At 43.2% G+C, this 8742-nt stretch carries 7 protein-coding genes; all 7 read left to right on the top strand.

All coding sequences use genetic code 11. The annotated features are described in order from the left end of the window. The first annotated feature begins 301 nt into the window (after positions 1 to 301). From KIV40_RS01960 to KIV40_RS01930, 7 genes are read left to right on the top strand one after another with little or no spacing between them, the layout of a single operon-like run. Complete coding sequence (locus KIV40_RS01960; protein ID WP_011999455.1) at positions 302 to 1702, top strand: undecaprenyl-phosphate glucose phosphotransferase; 1401 nt, start codon at positions 302 to 304, stop codon at positions 1700 to 1702. Further along, complete coding sequence (locus KIV40_RS01955; protein WP_375164803.1) at positions 1692 to 2918, top strand: outer membrane beta-barrel protein; 1227 nt, start codon at positions 1692 to 1694, stop codon at positions 2916 to 2918. The genes KIV40_RS01960 and KIV40_RS01955 overlap by 11 nt, the downstream gene beginning before the upstream one ends. A 12-nt stretch (positions 2919 to 2930) precedes the next feature. Beyond that, positions 2931 to 3464: a polysaccharide biosynthesis/export family protein gene (locus KIV40_RS01950; protein WP_005432020.1), complete on the top strand. Its 534-nt coding sequence runs from the start codon at positions 2931 to 2933 to the stop codon at positions 3462 to 3464. Further along, positions 3464 to 5659 (top strand): polysaccharide biosynthesis tyrosine autokinase, encoded by a 2196-nt coding sequence (locus KIV40_RS01945; RefSeq protein ID WP_285347838.1) that lies wholly within the window; start codon positions 3464 to 3466, stop codon positions 5657 to 5659. Before KIV40_RS01950 ends, KIV40_RS01945 begins: the two co-directional genes overlap by 1 nt. After that, positions 5637 to 6452: a putative capsular polysaccharide synthesis family protein gene (locus KIV40_RS01940; protein WP_021018292.1), complete on the top strand. Its 816-nt coding sequence runs from the start codon at positions 5637 to 5639 to the stop codon at positions 6450 to 6452. The genes KIV40_RS01945 and KIV40_RS01940 overlap by 23 nt, the downstream gene beginning before the upstream one ends. Continuing rightward, positions 6449 to 7501: a glycosyltransferase gene (locus tag KIV40_RS01935; protein ID WP_285347836.1), complete on the top strand. Its 1053-nt coding sequence runs from the start codon at positions 6449 to 6451 to the stop codon at positions 7499 to 7501. The genes KIV40_RS01940 and KIV40_RS01935 overlap by 4 nt, the downstream gene beginning before the upstream one ends. Beyond that, positions 7467 to 8726 (top strand): O-antigen ligase family protein, encoded by a 1260-nt coding sequence (locus KIV40_RS01930; RefSeq protein WP_285347835.1) that lies wholly within the window; start codon positions 7467 to 7469, stop codon positions 8724 to 8726. The genes KIV40_RS01935 and KIV40_RS01930 overlap by 35 nt, the downstream gene beginning before the upstream one ends. Positions 8727 to 8742: the final 16 nt, after the last annotated feature.

The following is an 8742-nucleotide window of genomic DNA, read 5'->3' as shown; positions in this document are numbered from 1 at the left end:
TTCAATGATCACGGGTATAAGCCTAAATTTTTATGGGAAATCCATCCATATAATACTTTTTCTCATTCCTACAGCCTAAGTACCAACTTTGTCTTAAACCTCCAAAGTCAGCAAAACCTCTAAATTTCATTCTTATTTCCACTTACCCAAACAGAGCAACTTTTTAAACTTGTTTCGGAAATATAAGGGCTCACGCCCCATCCATTTCACACATATGCCTTAACAATACAAAGCGTTAATGACACGGATATTGAGATATGACACTCAATGGCGGTAGCGTGTCCAAAGGGAAATTTCAGTTATGAAACACAAAGGACTTATTCGTTCGCATGAGGTGGAGTTTGCTTTTCTATATCGCCTAATTGATCTTGTTGTCATTGTGTCATTGATGTTGCTACTCGTAGTGAATGACGTAAACACTTCTATTGAGAAAGACTATGCAATTTTATCATTCGTCGGTAGCATCTCATTCCTAATCATGGCTGAAAGTGGCAAGTTGTATCGCTCTTGGCGTACCAGCTCTTTTAAAGAACAGATCTCTATCACATGTATATCTTGGTTAGTTACCTGCACATTCCTTTTCATGGTTTTGTATTTCTCTCAAGTCCATCAGATATTTGACAAAAACATTTTAGCAATGTGGTTGTTATTAACTCCCGTCTTATTGCTTTCTTGGCGAAGCATTTTCAGAGTCGGTCTGGCCTACATGCGAAAGCTAGGCTACAACACACGAACTGCAATTATTATTGGCCAGACACCACATGGGCTGACTTTAGCAAACGAGCTAGAAAACCACACTGAACATGGTGTGTTATTTGACGGCTTTTACGACGAACGTTCTCAAGACCGTTTGCCCGAGTCTGACTATCCAATTAAAGGCAATGTAAGACTCGCATTAGAAAGAGCGAAGCGTGGCGAAGTCGATTACGTGTACATCGCTATGCCGATGCATGCTAACGAAAGAATCGCTTTGTTTCTTAATCAATTCTCAGACACGACAGCGAACACTTATCTGATACCGGATTTCTTTACTTATAACCTGCTGCATTCACGTTGGGATCAAATAGGTCAGGTTCAAACATTGAGTGTATTTGACACACCCTTTGCTGGTATTTCCTCTTGGGTAAAACGCTTAGAAGACATCGTATTATCGAGCATTATTTTACTTCTGATTTCACCTGTACTTCTAGCTATTTCCCTCGGAATCAAACTGACCTCCAAAGGTCCAGTGATTTTTAAGCAGTATCGTTACGGCTTAGACGGCAGAAAAATCGAAGTGTGGAAATTCCGTTCAATGACGACCATGGAACAAGGTAATGACGTAAAACAAGCCACAAAGAATGACCCTCGCATTACACCATTTGGTGGTTTTCTGCGTCGCACTTCCCTTGATGAACTGCCTCAATTTATCAATGTACTTCAAGGCACTATGTCTATCGTTGGCCCTCGCCCTCACGCCGTGTCACATAACGAAGAATATCGCCAGATCGTCGACCGCTACATGCTTCGTCACAAAGTAAAACCAGGCATCACGGGGTGGGCACAAATTAATGGTTATCGAGGTGAAACTGACACGCTCGACAAGATGGAAAAACGCGTTGAGTTCGACTTGGATTACATCCACCACTGGTCAGTTTGGATGGACATCAAGATTATCTTTTTAACCATTTTTAAGGGATTTACAGGCTCAAATGCGTACTGAGTCCATCATAATGAAAGTTATCCCAATAACCATCGCAATTGCTATGAGCTCAGCGAGTGTTCTGGCTGAGCCTATGGCGTATAAAACGGATTCTGGGATTGAATTCATCCCCACCTTAGGCGTGTTCTACGAAGGTGATGACAACATCAACAAAGCCGATCGAGGAAAGAACATTGAATCGGTCAACATTTGGGGGATAGAGCCTGCCCTGTTGGCTAAAATTGAACGTAATCAATACCGAGCAAATGTGCTTTATAAATTAAGTGCTGGATTCTCTTCGGATGACCAAAATGATTACGACGACCATGCTTTTCAATTTACCAACTTTTTCGAATTCAATCACCGTAATCGACTGGTTATCGACTATCAGTTCCGAGCTCAACATGAAGAGAAAGGTGAAGACTTCACCGAAGGCCAAGGTAGCTTGCCCAACAGCCCTGTTGAGTTTCATCGCAATGACTTGAGAACAAACTATGTGTTCGGTTCTGAAGGCTCAAAAGGTAGGTTGGAGTTTGGTATTGGATACATTGACAAGACATACCAAAACTATCGTGATGGAATGCCAGGCAAGCCTGATGCAAAAACCAAATACAACGACTTTCGTGCACCAAACGCCCACATAGAGTTTTATCTTCGAGCGACGCCTAGAACATACTGGTTGGTTGGTACTCAACAAATGAGCACGAATTACCTTTCAGACCACCCTTCAGTGCCATCAAAAGACAGTTACTCCGGCTTCTATTACACCGGCGCACAGTGGGAAGTCACAGGGAAAACCAAAGGTATCGCCCGCTTGGGTTATCAAGTCAAAGACTTCGATAGCCATCAACGTGAAACCTTTAATGGATTCAGTTGGGACATAGGCTTGGAGTGGCAACCTCAAGAGCAATCGCTCATCACACTCAAGACCACCCAAGCAGCCGTCAGTCCTGATCAAGATGGTGATTACGATTTACAAACTCGCTACTTCATCGATCTTAAACACGACTGGAATAGCTACTTAGCAACACGCTTAGAGGCCCTATATCAACAAGATGCCTACACGGGTATTACACGTAATGAAGACCGTTACGCGCTATCTGCAGGTCTTGATTACCAAATAAAGCGTTGGGTCTTATTGCAGGCGGATTGGCGCTATCTGGATAAAGATTCTGATTGGCAAGGCTACAGCTTCGAGCAAAACATCTGGTCTCTTAGTGCTCGATTCTCTTTGTAATAAGGAATATGAATGAACTTACTAGCAACGTTATTTAGCTTAGTACTTGTGCTTCTTAGCACACCTTCTTTTGCCAGTGCCAATGAGCAAGATTACTTACTCGATACTGGTGATACCATCTCGGTTCAAGTCTACGGTGAGGAAGATCTTTCCATAAAGAACATCCTGATCACTTCAGACGGCTATTTTGATTATCCTTACTTAGGGCGAATTAAAGCCATCAATAAGACCCCAAAACAGCTCAAGTATGAGATTGAAACAGGACTGAAAGGTGACTACCTAATCAATCCTAAAGTAATGGTGGCAATCAATAGCTTCCGCCTTTTCTACGTAAATGGTGAAGTCCGAAAGCCTGGTGGATTCGAATACCAGCCGGGATTGACGATTGAAAAAGCCATCGCGCTAGCAGGAGGCTTAACGGATCGAGCGTCCCGCAAGAGCATTAATCTTACTCAACACGCAACAGGTAATACGGTTGAAAGCGTCAGTATGCAACGCTCTGTAGAACCTGGCGACATTGTATTTATCGATCAGAGCTTCTTCTAATGACAGGCAATTCAATGAACGAAACTCATTCTACTCAAGCCCCTACGAATCAAGTCCCCCTGATTCGTTTTGGGCATCATTTTAGAACCCTTAAGAAGAACTGGCTGAGTATCTTAGCATTCACCATCATCTTCTCACTTACGTGTACTTGGTATATCTACTCGAAAAAATCAGTCTACCAAGCCACTGCCACCCTTCTTATCCAAGAAGAGCAAAAAAGTGCACTTTCGATTGAGGAAGTTTACGGTGTCGACACTACGAAAAAAGAGTACTTTCAAACTCAAATCGCGATTCTTAAGTCAAACCATATCGCAGATAAAGTGATCACCAAATTGAATCTGGTTAACCATCCAGACTTCACTAGCTCAAGCGGTATTAAGCAAAAAATCGATGAAATTAAAGCGATTCCTTTCGTTCAAGATTTATTGCATGTCGCACCGAATCCAAAAGAAACCTCACAACACACAAAGCCGTATTATCAAGCACTTCAAACATTCAAGAGAAAGCTGGATATTGAACCGGTCCGTAATACACAGTTGGTAAAAATTCGTTTTCGCTCTACCGATCCACAACTGGCGACCACCATCGCTAACGCAATAGGCCAAGCATATATCGATGCCAATTTTGAAGCGAAATTGGTTGTGACACAAAATGCAGCTACGTGGCTCACCAATAACTCGCAAAAACTAGAAGAGCGCTTAAGAGCATCAGAACAAGCACTACAAGATTTCTTAATGCAAGAAGGCTTAATCGATATCAATGGTATCGATGACATCTATGCCAATGAGCTTGAAGAACTAAACCGTAAACTCAACGCCGCAGTAAACAATCGCATTGAAGCACAAACATTAATTCAATTGCTCAAGCGTAAATCGACACAAGACATCGACAGCTTGCTATCGATTGATGAGTTTGCAAACCAAGCTCAAATTCGTGATTTGAAAATGTCGGAAGCCCAAGCCGCTAAAAGTGTCTCTGAGCTGTCTCAGCGCTACGGCCCTAAACATGATCGTATGATTCAAGCCAAAGCGCAATTAGCGTCTATACAAGCTCGAACTGAACAATTGATTCGAGAAATTTCGTTCAGTAAACAGCAAGACTTGCTTGCAGCAAAAGCGCAAGAAGACATGCTTCGTGCTGAGCTGGATAACAAAAAATCTGATTTCCAAATGCTAGGTTCGCAAAAGGCACGATACGAACAACTTAAGCGTGAAGTTGAATCGAACAAAGATCTCTACGAAGCGTTCTTGAATCGCGAAAAAGAAACCAATGCCACCAGCGATTATAAGAATGTCACCGCTCGATTTACTGCTCCTGCGATCGTGCCTCTGTTCCCAATCGCACCTCAGCGAATGAAACTCGTGCTGATAGCTACCTTCTTTGGCTTTGCTATCGCTTGTGCCCTTTTGATCATCCTTGAGACACTGCGCGAAGTCATTCGTACCTCTTCTGATGTTCAAGACAAGCTCGGAGTCACCTGCTTAGGTACGATTCCGAAAGTGAAAAAGCGTGCTCTTTGCCAAAAAGGCGTTACTTACTCAGCTTATTTGGACCAAGACGAAAAGCTGTTCAGCGAAGCGTGTCGCTCCGTCCGAACCTCGTTATTGCTGAGACTAAAGAACTCTAAGCAGAAAATCTTACCATTTACTTCTGCCATTCCTGAGGAAGGAAAGACATCAACCAGTATTAATATGGCTGTCTCGTTCTCAACCATGGAAAAGGTACTGCTGATTGACTGCGACCTGCGAAAACCCTCATTAGCAAAACGCTTCAACCTTCCAGAATCAAGCCCAGGTTTAACCAACATTCTTACGATGGATACGCCTTTGAGCGAATGCATCATCAAAAAAGAAGAGGCGAACTTAGATGTGTTGCCTGCCGGTATTATTCCACCAAATCCACAGGAGCTATTGGCATCTGACCGTTTTGAAAAACTCCTTGAGTACCTAGCGAGTAAGTATGACCGAATCATCATTGACACCCCACCTCTGCTTTCGGTAAGTGATGCTCTTATTCTTGGTCAAAAAGCCAATGGGTTGATTACTGTTATTCGCTCCGAGTCAACTAAAGCTTCACTGGTTAACGTAGCGTTATCCAAACAAATTCAACATTCAATACCATCTCTTGGTGTGCTTATCACTCAGGCAAAATCTAAGGAAGGAGAAACACTTTATGTCCAAAAGTACGCCTACTAATCAAAGCATGCAGTGGTATCAGTTGCTAAAGAGCCAAGAGCGTCCCGTCCTCATCTACCAAATGGGGAAAGTGGGATCGAGTGCATTGGAAAAATCCATTCCGAATTCAATTCACTTACATGACCTAATGTCGATACAAGCGAGTAAACAGATTTCACCCGTTCGTGCTCAGCTGCACAAACCCGTTACGAATCAGATAAAACGCGTACTCAAACGAACCATCATGTGTCACATGCTTAAACGTAAGCAACAGGTTCGTATTATCTCTTTGGTACGCGAGCCAGTAGGTAGAAACATCTCTATGTTCTTTCAGTCACTGCCATTTTGGATGGCGGATAAGTATCTAAAAGACGACAGCGCGGTACGTTCAGAACGCCCTCAACTGCTTCATGAAGCGTTTGAAGAACATGTGAACCATCAATACCCATTAGAGTGGTTTGACAATGAGATCAAAGCACTGACAGGCATTGATGTTTTTGCTCAGCCCTTTGATCAAGCAGTAGGTCACCAAACATACCAAAACCACAACTTTTCACTCATGGTTATTCGTATCGACAAACTCGACCAATCACAACAAGCCATTAGTGAGTTTCTCCAACAAGACGTAGCTGTTGTTCACGACAACCAAGCCGACAACAAGTGGTATTCACCTCTGATCAAAGAGTTTAAACATTCATACCAGCCAAAGCCTGTGTTTGTCGAGGAGATGCTGTCATCGAAACTGACCAAGCATTTCTTTGCTGAGCCTGAAATCGAAAAGTTCAAACAAAAGTATCTAGCGACTGAGTCATGAAGAAGAAAATACTGCATATTATCAATGACCTATCAAAGAACGGTGGCGCACAGAAGTTTCTCGTCGACTTGGTGATGGAGCACTCACCGGAGTATGAAATCAAAGTCCTCGTACTTTGCGATGACAACGATTATTTGGCGCAGCTCACTTCTCGTGGCATCGAGTGTTTTAATTGGCAGGCCCTGACGATTAAAGAGAAATGGTCTTTATTACGCTGGCCAGATCTCGTGCATGGGCACTTGTACCCATCTATCTATCTGGCATTGCTTGCCATTGGTAAAAAGCGCATTCAAACCGAGCACTGTTCATACAACCGCCGTCGTGACTACCCGTTATTTAAATTTATGGAATACCTACTTTATCGTGGGCACGATCTGACGGTTAGCATCAGTGAAAAAGTCCAAGAAGAACTGGTAAAGTTCATGCCTCGTTTTGAGCATAAATATCGTGTTGTCCATAATGGTGTCGATCTCGCTCACTTCCCTCTTGTAGCTAAGTCTGGAAGCCTCTTAAGGGAGAAATCAGCCATCAATATCGGTATGGTCGGGCGACTTCATGAACATAAAGATCATGAGACGCTAATCCACTCGATTGCCCTTCTTCCTACCAATTATCATCTCCACTTAGCTGGAGACGGAGCGAAACGCGGTGAACTCGAACCTCTCACTCAGAGCCTGAATATTGCCGATCGTGTTCATTTCCACGGTGTGGTATCCGATATCCCCGCTTTTTTGTCTGGCATGGACGTGTATGTTCAATCATCCCATGTTGAAGGTTTTGGCCTTGCGGCTGTAGAAGCGATGGCGGCAGGCTTACCTGTGCTGTCTTCAGATGTGCCGGGGTTAGATGAAGTGATGGGCAGCCATGAATATTTGTTCACGGTCGGTGAATCAGAGCAACTAGCAGACAAAATATCTCGACTATGCAATGCCGTTGACCTCTACGATAGCGCCAGTGAATACGCAGTGAATCGTGCCAAGTTATACACCATCGATAAATTCCGAGACGGGTACTATGGACTCTACCAACAGCTCTGCACCAGCAAGTAACCTTGTACCGCTGTTTGCAGCGATTACTCTCGCGCTATTTTTTGTTCCAATAAAGATAGGACTTGGTGGTATTGCTCTCGCACCGTCAGATATCACAAGCTTACTGTCACTAGGATTTGTCGCCTTGATTATTCTTGAAGGAAAAACCCACAAGCTGTTCCACCCTTGTATTGGTTTCTTGCTGCTGTTTACTAGCTATGTGTTCATCAATGGCATGCTGAATCGTGTTCCGCTCGTACCGTTAGTGACTGAAACCGTCCAGTGGGTAGCAATACTCGGTTTACTCGGCCTGCTGTATGCCTATGGAGCCTTCGACGATGAACGCGTGATGGTTTATCTTACTTATTGTTTGCTGGTGATATGTAGTCTTGTCGCCGTTTGGCACTTTGCGCAAGGCTATCAAAGTGGATTCAAGCTACTCGGCGTGAGCAAATACGCGTTTGGTGTGCTCTGTTCCCTAATCTACCTCTACCGTGATCGCATTCGTGCATTTCCTGTCTTGATGCTATTTGCGTTCGTACTTCTTCTTTTATCCCAAGAAAGAAAGGCATTGCTTGGCTTTTGTTTGTTGGTCTTTATCGATACTTTGTTTCACAGGCGCCTTATACAACAAACACTCAGCGAAACTTACACATGGACAGTGCTGCTTGTTGGTGGGTTGATCGTATTAGCAACCGTCTCTGCCACTCTTTATTTTGGATTTGATCAGTTCGCAGACAAGCTTGAAATCACCCAAGAAGACATCCTGTTTGCTAATCAAAGTGAAGCGCGTTGGGTCTCCAATTTACACCGTAAATTGCTGCTAGCAAATGGTCTCGATATCTTGCTTGAGCATCCAGTTTGGGGTGTTGGCGCTAAGATGTTACCCAACTATATGATCAACTATTTCAATTATGATGAGTTAGCCATCTATACCCATAACTTCATACTCGATACCTCGATCGAATATGGATTACTTGGTATTGCTTTGTTGTTTGGCGGCTACTTTCTATTTATAAATTTTTGCTTCAATACATTGATAGACAATAAAAAAAGCCTCTTACTCTCCATTTATGCACTAATCATGGTGTTTTTCGTCGCGGTGAATACCACCATCATTTTAATACTTTTACTACCCGTCATGATCAGTAAGAAACGGCATCATAGTCGTCAGACAGAACATCAAAAACAAGCTGATCATAACCATCAATCTGAGTTATCGATTCCGCCAATAACTGACAATTAATAACGCTGCGGAATAA

This window comes from Vibrio sp. D173a (genome assembly GCF_030248475.1).
The sequence above is the reverse complement of the archived record's forward strand: the minus strand, read 5'-3'. Positions and strand labels throughout refer to the sequence as shown.

What these genes read in the sequence shown, in the direction of transcription:
- KIV40_RS01940 (WP_021018292.1), top strand. Translation starts at nt 5,637, where the DNA reads ATGTCCAAAAGTACGCCTACTAATCAAAGCATGCAGTGGTATCAGTTG.
- KIV40_RS01955 (WP_375164803.1), top strand. Translation starts at nt 1,692, where the DNA reads ATGCGTACTGAGTCCATCATAATGAAAGTTATCCCAATAACCATCGCA.
- KIV40_RS01930 (WP_285347835.1), top strand. Translation starts at nt 7,467, where the DNA reads ATGGACTCTACCAACAGCTCTGCACCAGCAAGTAACCTTGTACCGCTG.
- KIV40_RS01945 (WP_285347838.1), top strand. Translation starts at nt 3,464, where the DNA reads ATGACAGGCAATTCAATGAACGAAACTCATTCTACTCAAGCCCCTACG.
- KIV40_RS01960 (WP_011999455.1), top strand. Translation starts at nt 302, where the DNA reads ATGAAACACAAAGGACTTATTCGTTCGCATGAGGTGGAGTTTGCTTTT.
- KIV40_RS01950 (WP_005432020.1), top strand. Translation starts at nt 2,931, where the DNA reads ATGAACTTACTAGCAACGTTATTTAGCTTAGTACTTGTGCTTCTTAGC.
- KIV40_RS01935 (WP_285347836.1), top strand. Translation starts at nt 6,449, where the DNA reads ATGAAGAAGAAAATACTGCATATTATCAATGACCTATCAAAGAACGGT.